Annotated in this window: 20 protein-coding genes and 1 other annotated feature; of the genes, 18 read left to right on the top strand and 2 right to left on the bottom strand. The window is 41.9% G+C overall.

What is annotated here, in order from left to right:
• Positions 1–20 precede the first annotated feature (20 nt).
• Complete coding sequence (locus ACYH0O_RS17925; RefSeq protein WP_148969847.1) at positions 21–668, top strand: amino acid ABC transporter permease; 648 nt, start codon at positions 21–23, stop codon at positions 666–668.
• Between the two features lie 34 nt (positions 669–702).
• Positions 703–1,425 (top strand): amino acid ABC transporter ATP-binding protein, encoded by a 723-nt coding sequence (locus ACYH0O_RS17920; protein WP_482632607.1) that lies wholly within the window; start codon positions 703–705, stop codon positions 1,423–1,425.
• A 57-nt stretch (positions 1,426–1,482) separates the two neighbouring features.
• Here ACYH0O_RS17920 and ACYH0O_RS17915 read toward each other — a convergent pair whose 3' ends face one another.
• Positions 1,483–1,971 carry a LiaI-LiaF-like domain-containing protein gene (locus tag ACYH0O_RS17915; protein ID WP_482629752.1) on the bottom strand — a complete coding sequence of 163 codons (489 nt, stop codon included), beginning with the start codon at positions 1,969–1,971 and terminating at the stop codon, positions 1,483–1,485.
• Between the two features lie 403 nt (positions 1,972–2,374).
• On the opposite strand from ACYH0O_RS17915, the gene hemA reads away from it, so the two are divergent.
• The 8 genes from hemA (at position 2,375) to ysxE (ending at position 11,389) form a co-directional block, all read left to right on the top strand.
• Positions 2,375–3,727, top strand: a complete 1,353-nt coding sequence (gene hemA / locus ACYH0O_RS17910; protein WP_482632606.1) for a glutamyl-tRNA reductase — start codon at positions 2,375–2,377, stop codon at positions 3,725–3,727.
• 15 nt (positions 3,728–3,742) lie between these two features.
• A complete protein-coding gene (locus ACYH0O_RS17905; protein ID WP_482629751.1) occupies positions 3,743–4,576 on the top strand; it encodes a cytochrome c biogenesis protein in 834 nt (277 codons plus the stop codon).
• A 17-nt stretch (positions 4,577–4,593) separates the two neighbouring features.
• Positions 4,594–5,526, top strand: a complete 933-nt coding sequence (hemC, locus tag ACYH0O_RS17900) for a hydroxymethylbilane synthase (RefSeq protein ID WP_149156270.1) — start codon at positions 4,594–4,596, stop codon at positions 5,524–5,526.
• Complete coding sequence (locus ACYH0O_RS17895; RefSeq protein WP_482629750.1) at positions 5,526–6,317, top strand: uroporphyrinogen-III synthase; 792 nt, start codon at positions 5,526–5,528, stop codon at positions 6,315–6,317. Before hemC ends, ACYH0O_RS17895 begins: the two co-directional genes overlap by 1 nt.
• 27 nt (positions 6,318–6,344) lie before the next feature.
• The gene (gene hemB, locus ACYH0O_RS17890; RefSeq protein WP_482629749.1) at positions 6,345–7,319 is read left to right on the top strand and encodes a porphobilinogen synthase; all 975 of its coding nucleotides are present in this window, start codon (positions 6,345–6,347) and stop codon (positions 7,317–7,319) included.
• Positions 7,320–7,374: 55 nt separating this feature from the next.
• A complete protein-coding gene (gene hemL / locus ACYH0O_RS17885) occupies positions 7,375–8,667 on the top strand; it encodes a glutamate-1-semialdehyde 2,1-aminomutase (RefSeq protein WP_315634445.1) in 1,293 nt (430 codons plus the stop codon).
• 307 nt (positions 8,668–8,974) lie between these two features.
• Complete coding sequence (spoVID, locus tag ACYH0O_RS17880) at positions 8,975–10,228, top strand: stage VI sporulation protein D (RefSeq protein ID WP_482629748.1); 1,254 nt, start codon at positions 8,975–8,977, stop codon at positions 10,226–10,228.
• Positions 10,229–10,360: 132 nt separating this feature from the next.
• The gene (gene ysxE / locus ACYH0O_RS17875) at positions 10,361–11,389 is read left to right on the top strand and encodes a spore coat protein YsxE (protein ID WP_482629747.1); all 1,029 of its coding nucleotides are present in this window, start codon (positions 10,361–10,363) and stop codon (positions 11,387–11,389) included.
• 36 nt (positions 11,390–11,425) lie between these two features.
• Here ysxE and ACYH0O_RS17870 read toward each other — a convergent pair whose 3' ends face one another.
• The gene (locus ACYH0O_RS17870; RefSeq protein WP_044339496.1) at positions 11,426–11,614 is read right to left on the bottom strand and encodes a hypothetical protein; all 189 of its coding nucleotides are present in this window, start codon (positions 11,612–11,614) and stop codon (positions 11,426–11,428) included.
• Positions 11,615–11,778: 164 nt separating this feature from the next.
• Positions 11,779–12,005: a binding site (T-box leader), on the top strand.
• 70 nt (positions 12,006–12,075) lie between these two features.
• On the opposite strand from ACYH0O_RS17870, the gene ACYH0O_RS17865 reads away from it, so the two are divergent.
• From ACYH0O_RS17865 to ACYH0O_RS17830, 8 genes are all read left to right on the top strand, one after another.
• A complete protein-coding gene (locus ACYH0O_RS17865) occupies positions 12,076–14,727 on the top strand; it encodes a valine--tRNA ligase (RefSeq protein WP_482629746.1) in 2,652 nt (883 codons plus the stop codon).
• Positions 14,728–14,870: 143 nt separating this feature from the next.
• Positions 14,871–16,172 carry a bifunctional folylpolyglutamate synthase/dihydrofolate synthase gene (locus ACYH0O_RS17860; RefSeq protein WP_482629745.1) on the top strand — a complete coding sequence of 434 codons (1,302 nt, stop codon included), beginning with the start codon at positions 14,871–14,873 and terminating at the stop codon, positions 16,170–16,172.
• Positions 16,173–16,277: 105 nt separating this feature from the next.
• Positions 16,278–17,990, top strand: a complete 1,713-nt coding sequence (locus ACYH0O_RS17855; protein WP_482629744.1) for a sensor domain-containing diguanylate cyclase — start codon at positions 16,278–16,280, stop codon at positions 17,988–17,990.
• Positions 17,991–18,177: 187 nt separating this feature from the next.
• Positions 18,178–18,810 carry a hypothetical protein gene (locus ACYH0O_RS17850; RefSeq protein ID WP_482629743.1) on the top strand — a complete coding sequence of 211 codons (633 nt, stop codon included), beginning with the start codon at positions 18,178–18,180 and terminating at the stop codon, positions 18,808–18,810.
• A gap of 10 nt (positions 18,811–18,820) precedes the next feature.
• On the top strand, positions 18,821–20,188 hold the full coding sequence (locus ACYH0O_RS17845) for a G5 domain-containing protein (RefSeq protein ID WP_482629742.1): 1,368 nt from the start codon (positions 18,821–18,823) through the stop codon (positions 20,186–20,188).
• A gap of 25 nt (positions 20,189–20,213) precedes the next feature.
• Positions 20,214–21,872, top strand: coding sequence for a GspE/PulE family protein (locus tag ACYH0O_RS17840; protein ID WP_482629741.1), 1,659 nt, complete (start codon positions 20,214–20,216; stop codon positions 21,870–21,872).
• Between the two features lie 14 nt (positions 21,873–21,886).
• Complete coding sequence (locus ACYH0O_RS17835) at positions 21,887–22,924, top strand: type IV pilus twitching motility protein PilT (RefSeq protein ID WP_482629740.1); 1,038 nt, start codon at positions 21,887–21,889, stop codon at positions 22,922–22,924.
• 2 nt (positions 22,925–22,926) lie between these two features.
• On the top strand, positions 22,927–24,138 hold the full coding sequence (locus tag ACYH0O_RS17830) for a type II secretion system F family protein (RefSeq protein WP_482629739.1): 1,212 nt from the start codon (positions 22,927–22,929) through the stop codon (positions 24,136–24,138).
• Positions 24,139–24,230: the final 92 nt, after the last annotated feature.

Below are 24,230 nucleotides of genomic sequence, written 5' to 3'. Positions count from 1 at the left end.
AATAGACTGGAGGGAAGTTCATGCATTTTTTTGAAACCTTAACAAGTACATATGATGTATTTCTTAAAGGAATGTTACTAACATTCCAATTAACCTTTGTATCTGTTCTGATTGCGATTGTGATTGGTTTGTTTTTCGCTTTTCTCAAGATTTCCGGAATTAAGCCATTGGAACTTTTAGCGGATTTATATATTTTCGTTGTACGTGGAACACCATTGATTGTTCAAATCTTTATTTTCTACTTCGGATTAACCTCATTAAATATCTCAGGCTTCTGGTCTGTCGTGATGGGACTTGCCTTCCATAATGGTGCCTATATCGCCGAGATATTCCGTGGAGCCATTCAATCCATTGATAAAGGACAAATGGAAGCAGGACGGTCCCTCGGGATGTCTCTTGGATTGTCCATGAGAAGAATCATTTTACCCCAGGCATTCAGACGTGCCCTGCCTCCACTGGGTAATCAGTTCATCATTGCATTAAAGGATTCATCTCTTGCATCTTTCATAGGGATGTTCGAATTGTTCAGTGTGGCAACAACGCTTGGTTCAAACAACTTCGATTACATGACTTACCTGCTCGTTGTTGCGATCTATTATCTGGTTCTGGTACTGGTATTCTCAACGATTGTCAATATCATAGAAAAACGGATGTCGGTTAGTGATTAATAAAGATGTGGGAGGGATGAGTGTGAGTCAGGAAATGATTAAAGTTGAAAAATTAAATAAATCCTTTGGTGATTTACATGTATTGAAGGACATTGATATCAGCGTAAAGGAAAGTGATGTGGTTTGCCTCATCGGAGCCAGTGGATCAGGGAAGAGTACATTGCTCCGCTGCTTAAACTTCCTGGAACTGAAAGACAATGGAAAGGTTGTCATCGAAGGCGATGAAGTCAACCAGAATACACATGATTTAAATAAAATCCGTCAAAAAGTAGGAATGGTGTTTCAACATTTCTACCTTTTCCCTCACAAAACGGTCCTGGAAAATGTGATGGAAGCACCTGTTTATGTCAAAGGGGTTCCGAAAGCAGAAGCAAAGAAGGATGCGAAAGAGCTATTAAAGAAAGTCGGCCTGGGAGATAAGGAAAATGTCTATCCATCCAAGCTATCCGGTGGACAGAAACAGCGTGTGGCCATTGCGAGGGCACTTGCCATGAAGCCTGAAATCATGCTCTTCGATGAACCCACCTCTGCACTGGACCCTGAATTGGTCGGAGAGGTTTTGGCAACCATGAAGGAGCTTGCTTTAGAGGGGATGACGATGGTCGTCGTGACCCATGAAATGGGGTTTGCCCGCGAGGTAGCCGATTGGGTCGTGTATATGCACGATGGCAGGATCGTGGAAGTGGGGCATCCACAGGAATTGTTCAACGCTCCAAAAGAGCAGCGGACAAGAGAATTTCTGGATTCAGTTCTATAATAGTTCGTACAAAAAGCCCGGAAGTAATTTCCGGGCTTTTATTATGGATTATAAGAATTATTTTCTCTTTATAAACAATAAGTAGACACCGATTCCAATAATGATAATCGGCCAGAATTCCCAAGCAGTCTCCACATTACCTCCTATGAAGCCAAACCATCCCACCACTTTGTCATAGAATAATAGAATGATAGACAGGGTTAAAAAGAGCACCCCTTGAAATAGCCCTGCTCTCGTTTTCTGGTACCTGAGCAGAAAACCCAATGCAATGATCAGAATGAAAGTCCCCATGTGATCCGGCCAGATTTCGAGTTTATTGACAACATGAAAATGGAGACCGAATCCAACGAGGATCGTACCCGGTAATATCGCTTCATGATCTCTTCCGGCATATCCCTGTCCGAGAAAAGCCAGTCCAACAATTATCAATAATGTCGGCCATGTGAAAAACTCCTGAAACAGGACAATGTTCGCTTGCTGTAAGTAAAAGTATGCTCCGAAGCCGATTAAGATCATTCCTGGGAAAATTCTTTGTTGTTGTTTCATACTCTTCCTCCCGTATCTTTTTATACTAAATGTTTTAAATACTGTTTTTTCAGGGAAAATAATACATAATAATAAATATAAGCCCAGATGTCTCGGCAAATAGGTGAAAAACCTTTCCATTACTTGATTCTTTAGGCTTGTTTTGGTACCCTACATTAGTAGGGAATGTCGAAATATGAAAGATTTTTTTAGAATTTGAAAATGCTTTCATGCTCATTCTTTATTAATCTTAAATGTATATGATGAAATGAATGTTTTGCAAGTACCGGAAGAAGCATGCCTTCTTACCTTTATAAATGTATCATACTTAGGTTTCAATTTCTGTTCACATTTTGGTGTCGGGAGCTTTTTAGGACATGTTATAATAAGAGTAATGATTTTAGTTGGGGGTGTAGTGCATAGCATGTATACAATAGTCGTTGGTTTGAATTACAAAACGGCCCCTGTTGAGATTCGTGAGCGTTTATCATTCAATGAAACTGATCTTCCTTTCGCTATGAAGGCTTTAAAGGAAAAGAAGAGCATTCTGGAAAATGTGATTGTTTCTACATGTAATAGAACGGAAGTCTATGCAGTAGTGGATCAGCTTCATACAGGTCGTTATTATATTAAAGATTTCTTATCTCAATGGTTCGATATAGATAAAGAGGAGTTCACACCTTATCTGTTCATTTATGAACAAGAAGGAGCAGTCGAACACCTTTTTAAGGTTGCGTGCGGATTGAATTCAATGGTGTTGGGGGAAACCCAGATCCTCGGACAGATTCGTTCAAGCTTCCTGAATGCACAGGAGTCAGGAGCGACTGGTACAGTATTTAATCATCTGTTCAAGCAGGCAGTGACGGTAGCCAAAAAAGGTCACTCTGAAACAGATATTGGTTCCAATGCTGTGTCTGTCAGCTATGCAGCCGTTGAATTAGCTAAAAAAGTATTCGGCAGCCTGGAGAAAAAGCATGTTCTTATTCTTGGTGCCGGTAAAATGGGAGAACTGGCGATCCAAAACCTTCATGGCAGCGGAGCCACTAAAGTGACGGTCATCAATCGTACGTATGCAAAGGCTCAAACCTTGGCAGACCGTTTCAGTGGTAATGCCAAAACACTGAAGGAGCTTCAATGTGCCCTTGTAGAGGCGGACATTATGATCAGTTCCACCGGTGCAAAGGATTTTGTGATCACAAAAGAGATGATGTCACATGTGGAAAGAATGAGAAAGGGTCGTCCTCTTTTCATGGTGGACATTGCGGTACCTCGTGATCTGGATCCTTCCATAGGAGAATTAGAAAGTGTCTTTCTTTATGATATCGACGATTTAGAAGGCATCGTTCAGGCGAACCTGGCTGAACGAAAGAAAGCAGCTGAGGAAATCGAAATCATGATTGAAGCTGAAATTGTAGCTTTTAAAGAGTGGTTGAATATGCTTGGAGTTGTTCCGGTTATTTCAGCACTGCGACAAAAAGCACTCTCCATACAAGCTGAAACGATGGAGAGCATCGAACGGAAAATGCCTGATTTAACTGATCGGGAGCGAAAAGTGTTAAATAAGCATACGAAGAGTATCATCAATCAGTTGTTAAAGGATCCGATCCTTCAAGCGAAGGAATTAGCAGGACTTCCTGATGCTGAAGATAAACTGGATTTATTCATCAATATCTTTAATATTGAACAACAAGTGCAAGAGCAGAAACAAGTGAAAGCAGCCAATGAAAAGACTGAGAGCGAACTTAAGCTTGTACCACAGCCTTCTTTTCAAGCATAAGTGAGGTTATTGTCTATGTTTGAACAAACGATGACTAGGCTGCATGAACTTATGATTGTTCTGTATGCTATTAGTATTCTCTTTTACTTTATAGATTTCTTAAACAAAAACCGGAAGGCGAATCTGTTTGCCTTCTGGTTACTTGCGATTGTTTGGATCCTTCAAACAATCTTTTTATTTCTATACATGATGAATACAGGCAGGTTTCCGGTCCTCACTATCTTTGAGGGACTTTATTTTTATGCCTGGGTCCTCATCACCCTGTCACTTGTCATCAATCGATTATTAAGAGTGGACTTTACGGTGTTTTTCACAAATGTACTCGGATTCATCATCATGGCGATCCATACGTTTGCACCGGTACAGGTAGAGTCACAGGCGATGGCAGAACAGCTCGTATCTGAATTATTGTTGATTCACATTACGATGGCGATCCTTTCATATGGCGCATTTTCATTATCCTTTGTGTTTTCCTTGCTTTACCTCCTGCAATTTAAACTTTTGAAGGAGAAGAAGTGGGGACAAAGGTTATGGCGGATCAGCGATTTGTCCAAACTTGAGAAGATCTCATATATATCGAACTCCATTGGTGTAGCCATGCTTCTATTGAGTTTGATACTGGGACTGCAATGGGCATATATCAAGCTTCCGGATTTCATTTGGTATGATCCGAAAATAGTTGGCTCATTCATTCTATTAATTTTATATAGTAGTTATTTATATCTTCGCATTAAAAAGAATGTATTTGGTAAGTCATTAGCTTTACTTAATGTTGCAGCCTTCTTGATCATTTTAATTAACTTTTTCTTGGGCAGTCGGTTGTCTTCATTTCATTTCTGGTATTCATAAGTTTTCAGGAGGTCATTATGAGAAAAATCATTGTTGGATCGAGACGAAGTAAATTAGCACTGACACAAACAAACTGGGTGATCAATCAGTTGAAAACACTGGACCCCTCTTACGAATTCGAAGTGAAGGAAATCGTTACAAAAGGTGACCAGATCCTTGATGTCACCCTGTCAAAAGTCGGTGGAAAAGGCTTGTTTGTAAAAGAAATTGAACAAGCGATGCTGGATAAAGAAATCGATATGGCCGTTCACAGTATGAAAGACATGCCTGCGGTTTTACCTGAAGGACTGACCATCGGATGTATACCGGAACGTGAGGATCACCGTGATGCGTTCATCAGTAAAAACCATGTAGCGCTTAAAGATTTACCGGGTGGTGCAATCGTAGGAACGAGCAGTCTGCGCAGAGGAGCACAGATTTTATCCGTTCGTCCAGATCTTGAAATCAAATGGATCCGTGGTAATATCGATACGCGCTTAACTAAGCTTAAGAATGAGGATTACGACGCGATTATCCTTGCAGCGGCAGGGTTATCTCGTATGGGCTGGACATCAGATGTTGTAACGGAATTCCTTGACCCTGACCTTTGCCTTCCTGCAGTAGGACAAGGTGCGTTATCCATTGAATGCAGGGAAGATGATTCTGAGTTGCTTGAGCTTCTTCAGAAGTTTGCTTGTGTTGAGACGACTGAGACCGTTACGGCTGAAAGAGCTTTCCTTCATAAAATGGAAGGCGGATGTCAGGTGCCAATTGCAGGCTTTGCTGAGCTGAAAGACAATGGGGACGTAGCTTTAATGGGGCTTGTGGCTTCACCTGATGGGAAAACAATCTATAAAGAATACATGGTGGGTCAAAATCCTCAGCAAGTAGGGGAAAACGTCGCAAAAAGTTTAACAGACCTGGGAGCTAAGGCTTTAATCGATCAGGTGAAAGAGGAGCTAGATCAATAATGAAGGGTAAAGGGCCTTTAGAAAACATAAAGGTTTTGATTACTCGCGGAAGTGAGGGATCCAGTGAAACGGCTTCCCTCATAGAAGACGTGGGAGGGGTTCCGATTGTGGTGCCGCTCCTTCATTTTCAACCTAATGAAGATGAGTGGGAAAAGAATCTTCAAACAACCATACATACGTACGAATGGATTATTTTCACTAGCAAAAATGGAGTAAGATTCTTTCTTCAAGCATTGAAACGATTACAGCTCGATTTATCCACTTTTTCAGGGAAGTTTGCTGCAGTCGGAAGTATAACGGAACACTATTGCAGGAATTATGGAATTCCTGTTTCCTTCGTGCCTGAGCATTTTACAGGGGATGACTTTGCAGAGGAATTCATTTCAAAAGTGAAGCCTTCAGGGGACGTCCTGATTCCTAAAGGGAACCTGGCAAGGAACGTCATTGCTTCGAAGCTGGCCACTGCAGGGGTGTCCTGTCAGGAATGGATTGTCTATGAAACCGTCCTTCCAGAAGACAGCATCGGACAGTTGAAGGACATCATTGAAGAAGAAAAACCTGATATCATTACGTTTACCAGCTCATCAACGGTTCATCATTTTATGAAGGTGGTCGATCAGTACTGCCTTCATGATAAAATCGGGGATATACCCATTGCATGCATTGGTCCCATAACAAAAAATACGGCTGAAAAGTACGGATTACATGTAAAAATCTGTCCAAGCATTTATACTGTAAATGAAATGGTAAACGAAATGAAAAAATTTATCACAAATAGATCATCAAAATAAAGCTTTATTTACTTAGGAGGTTTACACATGAAAGATCTGCATTTTAACCGTCATCGTCGCCTGCGTCAATCAGATCATATGCGTGCGTTAGTAAGAGAAACTCATCTGAGAAAAGAAGATTTAATTTATCCACTGTTTGTAGTGGAAGGGGAAAATATTAAGAATGTCGTTCCTTCCATGCCAGGGGTTTTTCACATTTCCCTGGATAACTTAAAAGCAGAAATGGATGAAGTGGTTTCCTTAGGGATTAAATCCATCATTTTATTCGGAGTTCCAGCTGAAAAAGATGAGGCAGGAACACAAGCGTATCATGACCACGGAATCGTCCAAAGAGCAACCCGATTTGTGAAGGAACATTATCCTGAGCTTGTCATCATTGCCGATACTTGTCTATGTCAATATACGAGCCACGGGCATTGTGGAATCGTAAAAGATGGAAAAGTACTGAATGACCCAACGCTTGATCTATTAGCAAAAACGGCGGTCAGCCAAGCTGAAGCGGGAGCTGATATCATTGCCCCTTCGAATATGATGGATGGTTTCGTTGCAGCGATCCGCCACGGTTTGGATGAAGCCGGCTATCATGATGTGCCGATCATGTCATATGCCGTTAAGTACTCCTCAAGCTTCTATGGTCCATTCCGTGATGCAGCACACTCTACTCCGCAATTCGGAGATCGCAGAACGTATCAGATGGATCCTGCCAATCGTCTCGAAGCGTTAAGAGAAGCACAGTCGGATATAGAAGAAGGCGCAGACTTCTTAATTGTCAAACCTGCCCTTTCCTATTTAGATATCATGCGGGAAGTGAAAGACCGTTTTAATGCCCCAGTTGTCGCTTATAACGTAAGTGGAGAGTACAGCATGGTGAAAGCAGCGGCTCAAAATGGCTGGGTAAACGAACAGGAAATCGTAATGGAAAAACTGACAAGCATGAAACGTGCGGGTGCAGACCTTATTATTACGTATTTCGCAAAAGATGTAGCGAATTGGTTATCCTAAATGGTGGAAAGTTCCTGTAAGGATGACGAAAAGATCACTAAAGGAGGAAACCGGAATGCGTTCATATGAGAAATCGAAGCAAGCGTTTAAAGAAGCAGTAAAACTGATGCCTGGCGGAGTAAACAGTCCTGTAAGGGCATTCAAGTCCGTAAAGATGGACCCTATTTTCATGGAAAGAGGAAAAGGAGCTAAAATTTACGATATCGATGGAAATGAATATATTGACTATGTTCTATCCTGGGGACCACTCATTCTTGGCCACAGCAATGACCGCGTGGTGGAGTCCATTAAAAAAGTAGCGGAAAACGGGACAAGCTTCGGTGCCCCGACAGAGATTGAAAACAAACTTGCCGAATTAGTCATTGAAAGAGTTCCAAGTATCGAAGTGGTCCGTATGGTATCTTCTGGTACGGAGGCGACGATGAGTGCTCTGCGTCTTGCGCGTGGATACACTGGACGCAATAAAATCCTCAAGTTCGAAGGCTGCTACCACGGTCATGGAGACTCATTATTAATCAAGGCAGGATCAGGTGTTGCGACTCTCGGATTGCCCGACAGCCCTGGTGTACCTGAAGGCGTAGCAAAGAATACGATTACGGTGCCTTATAATGACTTGGAAAGCATACGTTATGCCTTTGAACAATTTGGCGACGACATCGCTGGTGTGATCGTAGAACCTGTTGCAGGTAATATGGGTGTCGTTCCACCTCAGCCGGGCTTCCTGGAAGGCCTTCGTGAAATAACGGAAAATCATGGTTCTCTGCTGATATTTGATGAAGTCATGACTGGATTCCGTGTTGGATATGGATGTGCCCAAGGCTATTACAATGTAACTCCAGACTTAACTTGTTTAGGAAAAGTCATTGGTGGAGGTCTGCCCGTAGGTGCATATGGCGGTAAAGCTGAAATCATGGAAAGAATCGCTCCAAGCGGTCCGATTTATCAAGCCGGAACCCTTTCAGGGAATCCATTGGCCATGACGGCAGGATACGAAACCCTGAGCCAGCTGACTCCTGAAACATACACAGAGTTCGCACGCAAAGCAGACCTGTTGGAAGAAGGCTTAAAGAAAGCAGCAGAAAAGCATAACATCCCTCACAGAATCAATCGTGCAGGCTCCATGATCGGGATCTTCTTCACGAATGAAGAAGTAACCAACTACGAAGGTGCGAAATCATCAGATCTAGAGATGTTTGCCGATTACTACCGTGAAATGGCCCATGAAGGTGTATTCTTACCACCTTCCCAATTCGAAGGACTATTCTTATCGACAGCTCACACAGATGAAGATATTGAGAAAACCCTTGAAGCAGCGGAAAAAGCGTTTGAGAAGATTAGTAAGAAGTAATGAGGTAGCCGATCCTTTGGGGGATCGGCTATTTTTTATGGGGTGCGGGGCTGGGAGAAATGTGTCGAATATTGTAGATCGGTCGATATAATGAAAAGAAAGTTGATAAATCCATTTCAATGTCGATAAATCAAGATAACGATTGATATATCCAAACGACCAACATCAATCCGGTACACACCCCGGTTTCTAAATCAAAATCACCACACTTTTCGTTTTCCTATCATAATCCCCCTTTTCGGTTCATAAAGTGATAATGGCATTGTTTACTATTTCTTTGTTTGGAACCTGAAAGGAGGAATTTCTTTTGTCACAAGAACAACAATCGTGTTTGCGATTTTCCTTGGAAGAATCAATTTGGTTTAAAAAAGGACAGGAAGTTGAAGAATTGCTATCTATCTCCTTAGATCCTCATATAACGATACAAGAGCAAGAGCAGTACGTACTCATCAGGGGAAGCCTTGATCTTTCCGGTGAATATTTACCAACCTCACCGAGGGAGGAAGAAGAGGAAGAGTTTGAAGCGGGTGGTAAATTTGTTCAAATAGTAGAAAAAAGGGAAAAAGGTGAGTATGAATTTGTCCACCGTTTCCCGGTCGATGTGACGATTCCGAAAAATAGAATTGCCAACTTGGGCGATATCGATGTGTTCGTTGAGTCATTCGACTACATGGTTCCCGAGAATGCCTGTCTAAAATTGAATGCCGATTTAACGATTACAGGGATTTATGGAGAACAACAGGCGCATACTCCCCTTGAGGCTGAATTTAGCAGAGAGGAAGATTACGAGCCGCTTTACCGTTCGAGTGCAGTTGCCGAAGCTGAAGAGGATACAGCGGAGGAAGAAGTAGAAACAGAAGAAGAGCAAGAAGAAAGAGAAGAAGTATACGAGTATGAGAACTACGACGTCGAAGAATTAACGGCGAATGTTGGGGAACTGGATTCTGAAAAGGATTCTGAAAAGGATTCTGAAAAGGATTCTGAAGAGGATTCTAAAGACGACGAGTACCAGCCGTTTAATCTGGAAGGACGGACTCCGCCAGCTGAAGAGGACGATGAGATACCCGTACAAATTCAATACGATGCTCAGCCAGCTCATACCTATGAGGAAAATTATTTCCGAAAAGAAAACGTGTTTGAAATGCCCCAACATGAACTGAGCGAGTCATCTGAAGAACAGCCGGCTGAACCAAAGGCTGCCTATACACCGCCTCCAAAATACAAGCAGCAGGAGGAAGAAGAAGAGTCCTCTTCATCTTCCGCAGTAGAAGCAGAGATGGAAGATAGCGGAGAAGAGAAGGATGAAAAGAAAAAGACTAAAGGTAAAAAGAAATATGAGACCATTTCCCTTACCGATTTCTTTGCGAGAAAAGAGGAGGAAAAGGGTGCAACATTAAGGGTATGCATTGTTCAAGAGGGGGAGACCCTGGATTATATCGCAGAAAAGTATGATCTAACCATTCCTCAGCTATTGAGGGTCAATCAACTTGAAGCCAATCAAGACGTATATGTAGGGCAGGTTCTATATATCCCGAAAAGCGAATATGTCTTCAAGGGTTAAAGGAATATAGCAAAGTCGCTCCCATCTTTAGAAGAGCGCAATTGCAATATAGAAGGAACTACGGGGCTGACACCAAATTCATTGGAGTTAGTCCGTTTTTTTTTAGAAAAGTAATCTTAGAAGGTGAGAGGTATGGTACAAACGCTGGAGGGATTAAAGTCTGTCTTACAACCTTATGGTGTCGAACCCCATTTTGTTGAGAATTTTGGGAAGATTTCCAAAGTATTCTCCAATAAAGGGACGCTTGCTGTGAAGCAGCTACCTGCCCAAACTGGAGTTGACTTTGTCAGGAATGTACAAATGTTGTTTCAAAGGGGCTATAACCGGATTGTTCCGATCTATCCGACATTGGATGGGCGCTATGCGGTGTGGAACGATGGGCAGTTATATTATGTCATGCCCTGGCTCTTGAACCAGGAAAGGGAAGATCAATTTGAAAAGCATCAGAAAATGTTCCGGGAATTGGCAAGACTTCATACTCTCTCCTCTCAAGAGGTAAAGATTGATAAAGAAGAGAGAGAATCTCATTACGAGCAGCTGACATCCAGGTGGGATAAAGAACAGCAGTTTCTCGATGAGTATGTGGAAACATGTGAAAGGACAACGTATATGTCTCCTTTTCAATTCCATTTTTGTATGTACTATAAGGACGCTTCCCAGGCACTGAAATTTTCCCGGAAAATGCTGGATGAATGGTATGAGGAAACGAAGGAGCTTGAGAAGGTCAGAACGGTCATTACACATGGAAAGATATCGACGGAGCATTTTTTATTCGATGAGAGAGGCATGGGGTATTTTCACAACTTTGAGAACTCAAAAATGGCATCACCCTTCCATGACCTGCTGCCGTTTTTGTCCAGAACATTGAAAACCTATCCTAAGTATTATGAGGAATGTATCGAGTGGCTAACCACCTATTTTCAGCATTTTACCGTCCGTAATGAGGAGCGGCTCCTGTTCATGAGTTATTTGGCTTATCCAAGTTCTGTCATCGCTGTGGTGGAAAAGTATTTTCATACAGCGAAGGATAAACGGAATGAACGGAAATATCTAAAGAAGCTGCAACGGCATTACTGGCTTCTGAAAAACACGGAATACGTGGTAATGCGTTTAGATGAAATGGAAAAAAAGAAGCAGGAGCAGGCGGCCGAGGCAGAATAAAAAAAGGACTGGCGAAGTCCACATTTCGTCAGTCCATTAAATCCAATCGAAATAAATGGCAAGGCCTATACCGATAAAAAGAGTTAAAAGAAGGACATCAAAAGTGGTGGGAAGCAAAATGGTCCGGACCCCTTGAAAGATCGTAAAGGGTATGATGAATTGCTTACATATTAACCGGGCGTTCCCCATCCATTTCTGCATGGTGTATTGATTGATTTTCTTCATATTCGTCCACTCACTTTCCTGGGTATATTCACTACTTTATTCTATGAATTGAGAAAAAGAATGGTGCCTGAGTAGGCGAAATGAATATTTTTATGAAAAATTGCCGATAATGATTGACGAAAGTTTATCTTTTCCTATACTATAATGAGTAAATAAATAATACCTGAAAAGCAATGAACAGGAAGAGTACATTGATCCTTACTTTCAGAGAGGAAAATCGTTAGCTGAGAGATTTTCTACGTTAAGACAATGGAAGGTCGCCTGAAGAGCTGTTTCTATGAATTTCAGTAGTAGAAGCCGGTTAAAAGCCGTTATGATCGTCGAGAGTTCAGGAGGCTTATTTCTCCTGAGAAAAAAGGTGGTACCGCGAATGGAATCCTTCGTCCTTTTCATAGGACGGGGGATTTTTTTATTTTTTTTAGAAAAGTGTAGTTATTCGCACTACTATAGGAGGAAAGCAAATGGAAACTCAAGATCAGCAATTATCTATGCCGACAAAATATGATCCAAATGCCATTGAGCAGGGCAGATACAAATGGTGGCTGGAAGGTAAATATTTCGAAGCCGAAAATGATAAGGAGAAGGAGCCGTACACAATTGTCATTCCTCCTCCGAACGTAACAGGAAAACTTCATCTTGGTCATGCTTGGGACACAACCCTGCAAGATATCCTGACTAGAATGAAGCGCATGCAGGGTTACGATGTATTATGGCTGCCGGGTATGGACCATGCCGGGATTGCGACACAGGCGAAAGTGGATGAAAAACTTCGCAATCAAGGCATTTCACGTTATGACTTAGGTCGTGAAAAGTTCGTAGAAGAAACATGGAAATGGAAAGAAGAATATGCTAAGCATATCCGTCAGCAATGGTCTAAGGTTGGATTAGGCTTAGATTATAGCCGTGAACGTTTCACGTTGGACGAGGGCTTATCGGAAGCTGTACAAAAGGTATTTGTAGACCTTTATAACAAAGGCCTTATTTACCGTGGTGAATACATCATCAACTGGGACCCGGCAACGAAAACGGCCCTTTCCGACATTGAGGTTATTCACCAGGATGTACAAGGTGCATTCTATCATATGAGATATCCGTTGGCTGATGGAAGTGGTCACATTGAAATTGCCACAACACGTCCAGAAACGATGCTTGGTGATACGGCCGTTGCGGTTCACCCGGAAGATGATCGCTACAAACATTTAATCGGCAAAAACGTTACCCTTCCAATCGTGGGACGTGAAATTCCGATCGTAGGAGATGACTACGTTGATATGGAATTCGGTTCCGGTGCAGTGAAAATAACGCCTGCTCACGATCCGAATGACTTCGAAATCGGTAATCGTCACAACTTAGAACGCGTTCTTGTGATGAACGAAGACGGAACGATGAATGACAAGGCGGATAAATACCAAGGCATGGATCGTTTTAAGTGCCGCAAAGAAATTGTAAAGGACCTGCAAGAAGCAGGAGTTCTATTCAAGATTGAAGAGCATATGCATTCAGTCGGTCACTCAGAAAGAAGTGGAGCGGTGGTTGAGCCTTATCTTTCGACTCAGTGGTTCGTTAAGATGGATCCTCTGGCAGAAGAAGCGGTGAAACTTCAGCAGGATGAGAACAAGGTCAACTTTGTACCTGATCGCTTTGAAACGTCTTACCTGCGCTGGATGGAAAATACGCGTGACTGGTGTATTTCCCGTCAGCTTTGGTGGGGACATCGCATCCCGGCCTGGTATCATAAAGAAACAGGCGAAATCTATGTAAACAACGATGCGCCGGAAGACATTGAAAACTGGACACAGGAAGAGGATGTACTGGATACATGGTTCAGTTCAGCTCTATGGCCGTTTTCAACGATGGGTTGGCCTGATCTGGATGCAGAAGACTTTAAACGCTATTATCCAACGAATACACTAGTGACCGGCTACGATATTATCGGTTTCTGGGTATCGCGCATGATCTTCCAAGGACTGGAGTTCACAGGAGAACGTCCATTTAAAGACGTACTGATACACGGACTGGTTCGGGATGCAGATGGACGCAAGATGAGTAAGTCATTAGGGAATGGTGTAGATCCGATGGATGTCATCGAAAAGTACGGTGCCGATTCACTTCGCTACTTCCTATCTACAGGCAGCTCACCAGGGCAGGATTTACGTTTCTCCTTTGAGAAAGTAGAATCTGTTTGGAACTTTGCGAATAAGATCTGGAATGCATCACGCTTCGCTCTTATGAACATGGACGGAATGACGTATGACGAAATTGATCTTTCCGGTGAAAAATCAGTTGCGGATAAATGGATTCTTACACGTTTAAATGAAACGATCGAAACTGTGACACGATTAGCCGATCGTTATGAATTTGGTGAAGTGGGACGCGTTCTTTACAACTTCATCTGGGATGATTTCTGTGATTGGTATATTGAAATGGCGAAACTTCCTTTATATGGAGAAAATGAAACGGCTAAGAAAACAACCCGTTCGATTCTGGCCCATGTACTCGACAACACAATGAGACTTTTACACCCATTCATGCCATTTATTACCGAGGAAATATGGCAGAACTTGCCGCATCAAGGCGAATCCATTACTGTAGCTGCATGGCCGACGGTTCAAGATGAACTTACAGACCAAGCGGCAGCAGAAGAGATGAAGCTGCTCGTTGACATCATTCGTGCTGTACGTAATGTACGTGCAGAGGTGAACACTCCGATGAGCAAGCAGATCAACTTGATGCTGAAAGCAAAAGATGCACACACGCTAACGATCATCGAGAAGAACAAAGCGTATATTGAAAAATTCTGTAATCCAGAGAAGCTGGAAATGGGTACAGATTTAGATACACCGGATAAAGCGATGACGGCGGTTGTAACAGGTGTAGACTTATTCCTTCCATTAGAAGGGTTAATCAACATCGAAGAAGAAATTGCCCGTCTTCAAAAAGAACTGGAGAAATGGACGAAAGAAGTTTCCCGCGTTCAAGGCAAATTAAACAACGAAAAATTTGTGAGCAAGGCGCCTCAAAATGTAGTAGATGAGGAAAAAGCAAAAGAAAAAGATTATTTAGAGAAACAAGCGACTGTTAAAGCAAGAATCGAAGAGCTTAAATCACTATAATCTTTTGAATAGAGAATAAGAAGAGGGCTTTAGAATCGGGTCTGATTGTTAGGGGTGAGGGGATGCATGAAGGTTTTTCTCTCCAGCAATCTGCCCTGACCTGAGCCCTCTTTCTAATGAAACCTTAAGGGGAGTGACTGAAATTGTTAACCTATGAGAAGGCCGTTGGATGGATACACTCAAGACTCAGACTTGGAATCAAGCCGGGTCTAGAGAGAATGCAGTTCTTGTTAGAGAAACTTGGGAATCCTCATGAAAATCTCAAAACCGTTCATATCGGGGGAACAAACGGAAAGGGATCCACTGTAACCTATTTACGAAATATATTACAGGAATCAGGGTATTCAGTAGGCACCTTTACTTCACCATATTTTGAACGGTTCAATGAGAGGATCAGTATAAATGGAAAGCCTGTTTCTGATGAAGATTTAACTCTTCTTGTGGAAAAGATAAAGCCCATTGCCGAAAGCATGGAGCATTCTGATTGGGGAACCCCTTCTGAATTTGAAGTCATAACAGCTATGAGCTTTTATTATTTTGCAGAAATGCAACCGGTCGATCTCGTCCTTTATGAGGTTGGGCTTGGAGGAAGGCTTGATTCGACAAATGTCATTACACCTATGGTTTCAGTCATAACGAGCATCGGTCTGGATCATATGCAATTTCTGGGAAGCAGATTAGAAGACATAGCCTTTGAGAAAGCCGGGATCATCAAACGTTCTGTTCCTGTCATATCAGGGGTTCACCAGAAAGAAGCGGCTGAAGTGATAAGAAAGAGAGCGTTGGAAATGAATAGTGACCTGTTTGAACTTGGAGAAGATTTTTCTGTGGAACGGAATGCCTTACTTGAAAGAGGTGAGAGATTCCATTACACATCTCCTGTCCAAAATGAAACGTATGAACTTTCCATGTTAGGTGCCCATCAAATCAATAATGCAGCGATTGCAATTAAAGTGATAGAGCTCCTTAGTGAAAAGCATAAAATAGCAAGTACCCATATCAAAGTGGGACTAAAAAAGGCATCATGGCCAGGCAGAATGGAAGCTCTATCATACAATCCCGGGATTTATATTGACGGTGCCCATAATCCTGAAGGGGTACAAGCCTTGGTGAAGACCATAAAGGATCGATTTATCAATAACAGAGTAACAGTTCTTTTTTCGGCACTCCACGACAAAGAATTGAAACCGATGGTCACTCAATTGGAAGAAGCGGTGGAGGCAATTGGATTTACGACCTTTGACTTTCCACGAGTCGCGTCAGTTGAAGATCTTTATGAATTATCTTCCCATCCAAATAAGAGGAAAGTTCACCAATGGAGAGACTACCTTACTGAAAAAATACAAGGCATGAAAGAAAATGATGTCCTGTTAATAACAGGTTCACTATACTTTTTATCCGAGGTAAAACCATATCTAGTGGACCAATTGGAAAATAACAAGTGACTTTATTGGACTGCTTTGATAAAATATTCTTAAACTTGTGACTATTTAACTAGTATAGTGTGATCGAACTATATTAAATTGATTGTGGACCTATGGGGGATAGATATGACGTTATCCGTAAAAAAGAAGCTGTACATATTGCTGACCTGGCTGGCCGTTGTACCCGCTGGTTTGTACATTGCATATCAATACTATCCTCCTGAGAATATTGCAGGAAATGAGTTAGAGCTATTAACATTGGTGGCTTTCGCTACTTTTATCCCGCTTATGCCCATTGTGATAAATGGTGCGACCATCTTCTTCATCCAGTGGGTGACTCTTGTAGGGTTTATAAAGTATGGTTTATTTGTTGAAATCATCCTCATGCAGTTCTCTATAATTCCATTACTCATCCGGCTTCAATTGACCAAAAATGATTGGCATAGAATCCCCTTGAATTCAGTCATGTTCTTTATCGTTTCATTAGTCAGTGGTCTGGTCTATTTTCTATTCGGAGGAGAAGTCGGATTAAGAGATATCAGTCAATTAATCTTTCCTATCCTGAGTTATCAAATAGTCTCGATCATGGTTAACCAGATATTGCTTCTGCTCTATCAACTCTATCTGGTAAATAGTGATGTCCGCTTTTACAGCAAGGATTTTGTATGGGATTTTACGGCAAACATGATCATGTTCCCTCTTTCCTTATCTCTCTATTATTTAACGTTTGAACTGGGAGCCTTTGCTTCTTTATTGATTGGTATCCCTTTTGTGAGTTTATCGATCATTTTAAAGATGTATAACTCTTCTGAAAAGATCAATGAATACCTTCAAAAAGCGGGTGAAATCGGTCACCAGTTAACGGAAAGCCTTAAAGTAAATGAAGTGCTTGATATATTCATCGAGAAAATCATTGAGACCCTGCCGGTAGAGTATGCCTATATCCTTGATTGTAAGGAAGAAGAACTTGTCCTGTTAAGACGGGTTGAAAATGGAGAAATGAAGTCTAATAACCTGCGTCCATTAAAGAAAAGCCAGGGGATCAGCGGTGTAGTGTGGGAAACAGGGAAGTCCGTCCTCTATACTTCACGATCTGAATGGACCGGGATCGCTGAAGGGTACATGCCTGATGGAGTGGAAAGCGTTCTGTGCGTACCCATTGTAAGAAGTCAAAAGGTACGAGGGATCCTTCTATTGGCTTCTTCCAAAAAGAAAGCCTATGAAAAATATCAATTGATGATCGTCGATATTTTATGCTCCTATTTCGGAGTGGCGATCGCAAATGCCAGGCATCATGAACGAACGAAGAAAAACAGTGAGCGATGTGCCCTGACAGGACTATATAATTACCGCTACTTTGAAGATCTCCTGTCACTGGAATTCAGCCATCTCGATGTTGGGAAAAGGGAGAGTCTATCCCTTATCATGCTCGACCTTGATCATTTTAAGGTCATTAACGATAACTATGGTCACCAGAGCGGTAACGAAATCCTGATTGAACTTGCAGACCGCCTTCGTACCCTTATTGATACCAGGGGAACCGTTGCAAGGTATGGAGGGGAGGAATTTGTCATCCTTCTTCCGGATACGAAACGGGATGAAGCGCTCAGCCTGGCAGAGCATGTCAGGGATGCGGTAGCCAACAATCCCTTCACCATCCATGATAGTCTGGATGAATCCAACAAACAGATGATGGCCCGGATCACCGCAAGCATCGGAGTCTCAACCGCACCTGAAGATGCTGAAGATAACCTGGCACTCATCCGCCATGCGGACCGTGCGCTTTATACGGGGGCGAAGCAGGCCGGACGGAATCGGGTGGCTCAGTATGTGAAATGAATTCGGGAAACACCTTCCTGCGTGTGGAGGTGTTTTTTTGTTGAAAGAATGAAAACTATGACTATTATCCTAATTTCGCTTATTAATAACAGATAGTAGCTTTTCATTTACCACTGTATATACTAAAATAGTAGTAGTCGAATTTTGTTAAATTTCATCGGAATTTATCATAAAAGGAGGAAGGAGATTGCATGTTGTAGTATTTGCTATCATAGCCTATCTGTTATTGCTGCCCGTACTTGCTCTTGTTCCTATAAAACTGGCATTTAAGCATAAAGTCCTTGTTTCTTCTTCAGCCCTGCTCCTTACCATTTTGTGTATGCTGGCAAGCCTAGTTATTTCTCTTTATCAGGTAATGATTATTTTCATATCACTACTACTTCTAAGTACCTACTTCCTTGAGACGAGGTTAAAACCATTATTTCTACATACCTCGAAAATACCCGAGAATCGTTCCACAACAGAGAACAGCGTGAGAAGTCAACAAGAAATGAATGATAGGCATGAACCCGAAACGGATGTTCCTTCAGAAGTGAGTGAAGACGTTCATAGAAACGATTACATAGAAGAATCATTCTTTCCTCTGGATTCATCAGAAAACGTTCTTGAAGAATTTATAGATGAGAAGGATTATAAAGAAATGGAAAAAGTAGAATCCTTTCCTCCAGAAGAATGGGATGACCTTGAGAAACAAATACAAGAGTGGGATCCTCTTTCAAAAGAGGAGGATTTGATGAAAGAAAGAGGGGGTCTTTCTTCGACTCTAACATCAGAAGAAGAGGAAGAATACAATCGCTTATTCTTTGAAACAAAGAACTAAAGGGGCATAAATGATGAGCAAAACGTTACCATTTACGAAGTTATCTGTCTTCTTTGTGTTATGCAGTATTTATATGTTTGGTTTTGCTCATCTTGGAGCTTTTGCATATGACTATTTTATATCTCCCACTCAGTCATTTTCAGAAGGGACCAAAATCGGAAATATAGATGTTTCCCATCTTTCTTATCAAGAAGCAGAAGACAAGCTGAAGGTGAAAGTAGAGGGATGGAAAGAAAATCAGTCTTTAGTCCTTTCCTACATGGAGAATCAGATACCTATGGACCCGAGCTTGGTTGATATCGACATTCACTCTTCCATCAATAGTACAATTCAAGGAAATCCCTCTCCGTTGTTGGTGAGCATACAGGGACTTGACTCTTTTCTGGCTTCGAAAGAAGTGGATGTAAGCTTGATTGATTTAGATTCATTGAGACAGGAAATTGCCCACCATGCAGAAAAGTTGGTTATGACTGAACAAATAGTGATAGTTAATGATTTTTTCATTCAATCAAACTCTGTTGAAACCATTTCAGAAATCAACATGGAAGGTGTAACCATGACTCCTGGAATTCAAAGCTTTGTTGATACTTTTCCAGAAATCAAAATAGGGGGGACTTCCCCGTTTTCTTTATTGGAATTCATTGAAAATAAAGGTTTCTCTGGAGCATCCCAACAAGATTTAAGTACAATTGCATCAAGCATATATGAGTTGGTGCTGCGAACCAATTTTGAAGTAATCGAAAGACATCAGGGGAGGGAACTCCCAGACAATATCGAGTTAGGATTTGAAGCTTTCGTAAATCAGGAGCAAGGTCAGGATTTTAGTTTCATGAATCCGAATGATGCTTCCTATATTGTCAGTTTTCATAGGCAGGGGGATTCTCTGTTCCTTACCCTCTCTGGGGTAGAAATTCCATATGAGATTATTGTTGAGAGACGAAATGAAGAAACCTTTAAACCGAAAGTTATTAAACAGTATAGCCCTTACTTAAATAGCGGTGAAGTAAAGGTGACGGAAGCAGGCAGGAATGGCATGAAGATTGAAGTGTGGAGAAGCTTTGAGACAAAGAACGGAGAACTTCTCAAGGAAGAAAAAGTATCAGAAGACTTTTATCTTCCAATTTTCAAAGAAGAAATACATAGTATGCAAGATTATGTGTCTCAACAACCGGTTTCCTCTCCAGGGACGAATAGGACTGACTCTCTTAATGAAGAAGTGAACAGTCAGGAGAGTCCTGAACCTCAAGGGAATGATAGTCATTCAGATAACAATGGTACATCTGATCCAATAGGAGATGACGAACCTTCAGCAAATGAGAATTCGAATGATGAATCCTCTCCTTCTGAGGAGGATTCTCCATTAGCTAATATGAAATAAGAAACTGACAGTTAGGTGGAATAGCATGGCCCAAGAGAGGAAACGTTTAGGCGACTTATTGGTTGAATCAGGATTATTGACAGAAGGAAAGCTTCAAACCGCTCTTAAAGAAAAGGGAAAAGATCAAAAACTAGGAGACGCTATCTTACAAAAAGGGTATATAACAGAGCAACAGTTAATTGAGGTGCTGGAGTTTCAGCTGGGTATTCCACATGTCAGTTTATTTCGTTATCCGTTCGACCCTAAGTTGTTCCATCTGATTCCAAAAGAATCAGCAAAACGGAACTTGATTATCCCTTTAAAAAAAGAAGGAGATAAGCTTTTCGTCGCCATGGCAGATCCCATGGATTTTTATGCCATTGAGGATTTACGATTGTCCACAGGTTTTTTCATTGATACGGCTATCGCCACAAAAGATGATATCCTTCGCTCCATCAATAAATACTACGAGATGGATGAAAGCTTTGAAGAGTTGAAGGGGATGGGAAATGACCGCCCCCCGTTAGAAGATGAAACATTAACAGATCAGGATTCTCCAATCGCGAAACTCGTGAATCAATTGTTATCTAATGCAATGACTCAAAAAGCAAGTGATATTCATATCGATCCACATGAAACGAAAGTGCATATTCGCTACCGGGTGGACGGTATTCTAAGAACGGATAGAACCCTTCCTAAGCACATGCAAAGTATGTTGACGGCACGGATCAAAATTATTTCTCAATTGGATATTACTGAGCACAGAGTTCCTCAAGATGGAAGGATCAAAACGAATATCGATTTTCGTCCCATTGACTTACGGGTATCGACTCTTCCGACGGTATATGGAGAAAAGATCGTTCTGCGTATACTGGATCTAAGTTCGTCATTAAATGACTTGGGACACCTTGGATTTAACAGCTTAAATCTCAAACGATTTCAGGATTTGATTGATCGGCCAACAGGAATTGTCCTTATTACGGGCCCTACCGGTTCAGGAAAATCTTCCACTCTTTATGCAGCCTTGAACAAGCTGAATACTGAAGAGGTCAATATTATAACCGTCGAAGACCCTGTAGAGTATCAATTGGAAGGTGTCAACCAAATTCAGGTCAACTCCAATGTAGGGCTTACTTTCGCCACAGGGCTCCGGTCCATCTTAAGACAAGATCCGAATATCATCATGGTGGGGGAGATCAGGGATAGAGAAACGGCGGAGGTAGCGATCCGTGCTTCCTTGACTGGACACCTTGTCCTCAGTACCATCCACACAAATGATTCGTTAAGTACGGTAACCCGTCTGATCGATATGGGGGTGGAGCCATTTTTAGTTGCGACGTCTGTAAGCGGGATTGTGGCCCAAAGACTCGTTCGGAAAGTCTGTAGGGATTGTGCAAAGGAAGATATACCCACCTTACGGGAAAAGGATATCTTTAACCGAAGAGGAATGTCGATTGAGAAAATCATCAGGGGCAGTGGGTGTGCTTCATGTAATATGACAGGCTATAAAGGAAGAATGGCCATTCATGAAGTTCTGATGGTAAACGATGAAATGAAGAAAATCATTATGAACAATGAAACGCTCTCCTCACTAAGAGAAGTTGCAATCAAAAACAAAACCATTTTCCTTCTTGATGATGGATTGTTCAAGGTTAAGCAAGGTATGACGACGACAGAAGAAATTCTGAGAGTAGCAATAGAGTAAAGAAGGTGTATGACTTGAAAGAACGGATCAATCAGCTATTAAGGGCAGCCATTGAATTAAAAGCTTCGGATATTCACTTAACAATAGGATCAGCACCGGTATTTCGCATTCATGGAGATTTAAAGAGGTACGGGCAGGAAGTACTTAAACCTGAAGATACAGAGCAGATGGCAAGGGCCATTGTTCCCGTGCACCTATGGACGGAATTCAAGGAACGGGGAGAAATGGACTTTTCGTATGCTCTACCTGGCGTTTCACGCTTCAGGGTGAACGCCTATTTTCAACGATCCTGTATTTCAATAGCTTTGCGTGTCGTCCCAAGAAACATCCCGACCCTTGAAGAACTGAAGCTTCCTCCCGTTTTAATGAAAATAGCAGAAAAACATCAAGGATTGGTGCTGGTGACCGGTCCGACCGGAAGCGGGAAGTCGACGACGCTTGCTTCGATGATTCACTATATGAACCAGACCATGAGGAAACATATCATTACATTAGAGGATCCGATCGAGTACCTACATAAGCACGGTTCTTCGATTATCGATCAGCGAGAGGTCGGGTTTGATACAAAGTCCTTTGCATACGGATTACGGAGCGCACTTAGACAAGACCCCGATGTCATCCTGGTTGGAGAGATGCGGGATCTGGAAACCATTCAAACGGCTATTACAGCAGCTGAAACGGGTCATTTAGTGCTGGGAACGCTGCATACGTCCAGTGCCGTCTCTACAATTGAACGGATTATAGATGTTTTCCCAGCGGAACAGCAATCACAAGTCCGGGTTCAGCTGGCATCTGTTCTGCAGGGAGTCATTGCTCAGCGCCTCCTGCCCACGGTTGACAAAAAAGGGAGAATCGCTGTTTCAGAAATTCTTCTGAATAACTCAGCTGTAGCCAATCTGATTCGTTCTGAAAAGATTCATCAAATCCCAACCGTCATGCAAACCTCTAAAGCTATTGGAATGGAGCTTTTTGAATCGAATGTAAACAGATTCCTTAACGCTGGTATGATTTCGAAAGAAGTGGCGTCTCCATTTCTTCAGGAGAATAGTTAGAGATGAGCAGATTTAAGTACGAAGGGCGAGACAAAAAAGGTAAGAAAAAAGGAAAGATCACGGCTACTACAAAAAAAGAGGCAATGCTCCGTCTGAAGAATCAAGGCATACGCATTATTTCAGTGGAGGAAATTCCAGAGTCTCTTTTAACGAAAGAAATTACTTTAGGGAACCCGGTTAAGCTTCAACATATGGTGATATTTCTTAGGCAATTCTCCACTCTATTGAAAGCGGGAGTCACAGTCGTGGATGCGACCCGCATTCTAAGCAGTCAAACAGATAGTAAAGCCTTAACGAAAATACTCATAGACGTAGAAATAGAATTGAAAGAGGGACATCCTCTTTCAGATGCATTCGGCAAACATAAAAAAGTGTTCGAGCCTCTATTCATCAATATGCTGAAAGCCGGCGAAGCCACGGGAAGTCTTGATGAAACTCTCGAAAGGCTTGGAGATCACTATGAAAAGCAGCACGGGACACGTCAAAAAGTGATCGCCGCTCTTTCCTATCCAGCCGTCGTCGGTGTCATCGCCATCGGTGTCGTCATTTTCCTGCTTGCTGCAGTTGTTCCAACATTCGTGGATATGTTCGATGATTTCGGGGGAGAATTACCGTTAATAACGCGATTCGTCCTAGGGGCAAGCGAAGTAGTCCAACGATTCTGGTATGTCATTTTATTGGTTGTAATTCTTTTCATCACCGGGATCGCCATGGTAAGGCAAAGAAAAGAATCAAAATACTATTTGGATTCCTTCATTTTAAGGATTCCTATCTTTGGAAAACTGATCCAAAAAGCGGTTTTGGCTAGAATGACCAGAACATTGAGCTCCCTTTTCTCAAGCTCTGTACCCATTCTACAGTCCTTGGCTATAGTGGAACGGGTAGTAGAAAACGAAGTCATGGCAGGTGTTCTCAGAGAGTCCAGGGAGTCATTGGAAAAAGGCGAAACACTAACAGAACCCATGAAAAAACACTGGGCCTTTCCACCCTTGGTTTCGCAAATGATTTCGATAGGAGAAGAAACAGGGTCCTTAGATGCCATGCTTTCAAAGGTCGCGGATTTCTATGAAAAAGAAGTGGAAAACTCCACAGATCAATTAAAGGCCCTCATCGAACCTTTAATGATCGTCTTTTTAGCAGGACTTGTCGGGACTATCGTCACAGCAATCATGATTCCAATGTTTGAAATATTTAACAATGTTCAAAATTTCTAGCAATTTTGATAATATTTTACACATTTAGACTTATATTTTGTTTTCTGTGTTGTATAATATAGGTAGATTAAAAGAGTACTAAAGTACTATAT

Source organism: Rossellomorea sp. H136, from assembly GCF_056838065.1.
This window is presented reverse-complemented; position numbering and strand designations above follow the sequence as displayed.

Excerpts from the sequence above, each read along its gene's own strand:
- ACYH0O_RS17925 (WP_148969847.1), top strand. The coding sequence starts at position 21 with ATGCATTTTTTTGAAACCTTAACAAGTACATATGATGTATTTCTTAAA.
- ACYH0O_RS17920 (WP_482632607.1), top strand. The coding sequence starts at position 703 with ATGATTAAAGTTGAAAAATTAAATAAATCCTTTGGTGATTTACATGTA.
- ACYH0O_RS17915 (WP_482629752.1), bottom strand. The coding sequence starts at position 1,971 with ATGAAACAACAACAAAGAATTTTCCCAGGAATGATCTTAATCGGCTTC.
- hemA (WP_482632606.1), top strand. The coding sequence starts at position 2,375 with ATGTATACAATAGTCGTTGGTTTGAATTACAAAACGGCCCCTGTTGAG.
- ACYH0O_RS17905 (WP_482629751.1), top strand. The coding sequence starts at position 3,743 with ATGTTTGAACAAACGATGACTAGGCTGCATGAACTTATGATTGTTCTG.
- hemC (WP_149156270.1), top strand. The coding sequence starts at position 4,594 with ATGAGAAAAATCATTGTTGGATCGAGACGAAGTAAATTAGCACTGACA.
- ACYH0O_RS17895 (WP_482629750.1), top strand. The coding sequence starts at position 5,526 with ATGAAGGGTAAAGGGCCTTTAGAAAACATAAAGGTTTTGATTACTCGC.
- hemB (WP_482629749.1), top strand. The coding sequence starts at position 6,345 with ATGAAAGATCTGCATTTTAACCGTCATCGTCGCCTGCGTCAATCAGAT.
- hemL (WP_315634445.1), top strand. The coding sequence starts at position 7,375 with ATGCGTTCATATGAGAAATCGAAGCAAGCGTTTAAAGAAGCAGTAAAA.
- ysxE (WP_482629747.1), top strand. The coding sequence starts at position 10,361 with ATGGTACAAACGCTGGAGGGATTAAAGTCTGTCTTACAACCTTATGGT.
- ACYH0O_RS17870 (WP_044339496.1), bottom strand. The coding sequence starts at position 11,614 with ATGAAGAAAATCAATCAATACACCATGCAGAAATGGATGGGGAACGCC.
- ACYH0O_RS17865 (WP_482629746.1), top strand. The coding sequence starts at position 12,076 with ATGGAAACTCAAGATCAGCAATTATCTATGCCGACAAAATATGATCCA.
- ACYH0O_RS17855 (WP_482629744.1), top strand. The coding sequence starts at position 16,278 with ATGACGTTATCCGTAAAAAAGAAGCTGTACATATTGCTGACCTGGCTG.
- ACYH0O_RS17845 (WP_482629742.1), top strand. The coding sequence starts at position 18,821 with ATGATGAGCAAAACGTTACCATTTACGAAGTTATCTGTCTTCTTTGTG.
- ACYH0O_RS17840 (WP_482629741.1), top strand. The coding sequence starts at position 20,214 with ATGGCCCAAGAGAGGAAACGTTTAGGCGACTTATTGGTTGAATCAGGA.
- ACYH0O_RS17830 (WP_482629739.1), top strand. The coding sequence starts at position 22,927 with ATGAGCAGATTTAAGTACGAAGGGCGAGACAAAAAAGGTAAGAAAAAA.